An 804-nucleotide genomic window follows, 5' to 3' on the forward strand; every position below is an offset into this window, starting at 1 on the left:
TAAATATAAATTCTCTCATTTAGCTGAAACTAATTATCAACTTGGACTCGATCATTTATATAGAGGTAATTTAAATGATGCATTACTTAGGTTTAAACTAGTCGATAAATTTTTTAATCCTAATGATTCTAAAGTATATTATCAACTCGGATGGGTTTATTTTTTAAAAAATAATTACAGGCAAGCTATAGAATATTTAGAAAAATCTAATGAAAAATATAAACCTATATTTATAAATTTTTTGAAAAATTATAAGGATATTACTGAAATACCTCAAGAAATTTGTGGAAAATATCGTGATTTAACTGCACAATATTATCCTACTATTTTTAATAACGATAAAAATATCCATCTTCTATATAGGTTTGTTAATGAAGCACTTAAGCAGATATCTGATTTACCGGATAATTACTCTATTTTGGAACTTGGAAGTAATATAGGGCTTGTAGGTTATGAAATACAAAAACGTTTTCCGGAAAGTTTTACTTTAACCGGTGTAGAAGTTTCTGCTTTAATGAATGAGTTACAAGAAACATATTACCCGAACACTAAATATAAATTCTCTCATTTAGCTGAAACTAATTATCAACTTGGACTCGATCATTTATATAGAGGTAATTTAAATGATGCATTACTTAGGTTTAAACTAGTCGATAAATTTTTTAATCCTAATGATTCTAAAGTATATTATCAACTCGGATGGGTTTATTTTTTAAAAAATAATTACAGGCAAGCTATAGAATATTTAGAAAAATCTAATGAAAAATATAAACCTATATTTATAAATTTTTTGAAAAATTATAA

The 804-nt window shown here is 24.6% G+C and carries 1 protein-coding gene; it reads left to right on the plus strand.

Annotated features, from left to right (window positions below):
* Positions 1–804: tetratricopeptide repeat protein (locus O6R16_RS07965; protein ID WP_499680705.1), on the plus strand; the 804-nt coding region annotated here is incomplete at both ends.

Origin of the sequence: Candidatus Rickettsia tasmaniensis (assembly GCF_036857515.1) — a bacterium.
In the GTDB taxonomy this organism is placed as follows: Bacteria; Pseudomonadota; Alphaproteobacteria; order Rickettsiales; family Rickettsiaceae; genus Rickettsia; species Rickettsia rickettsii.